1 pseudogene is annotated in these 319 nt (G+C 35.4%); it reads left to right on the forward strand.

Annotation, left to right across the window (positions count from 1 at the left end):
* Positions 1-319, forward strand: a pseudogene (locus ACOMCU_RS28385) (IS3 family transposase); the annotation flags it as partial.

The following is a 319-nucleotide window of genomic DNA, read 5'->3' on the forward strand; positions in this document are numbered from 1 at the left end:
TGTACCTATTATTACTGGATCAATAACTTAAACCGACCTGATAAGTATGCCGAAATGAAATCGTTGATTTCTTCTATTTATCATGAACACAAAGGTCGATATGGTTATCGGAGAATCACGTTAGAATTACGTAATTTTGGCTATTTGATCAATCATAAAACTGTACATCGTCTTATGCAAAAACTGGGTTTGAAATCTACTTGTCCGTATGAGAAAGTATCGCTCATACAAAGGAAACGTCGGGAAGATTGCGCCAAATATTTTAAAACGTAATTTCGTGGCAGTAAAACCTAACGAAAAATGGGTAACAGATGTGACG

It is taken from the genome of Lysinibacillus sp. UGB7 (assembly GCF_049058285.1).
GTDB lineage: Bacteria > Bacillota > Bacilli > Bacillales_A > Planococcaceae > Lysinibacillus > Lysinibacillus sphaericus_B.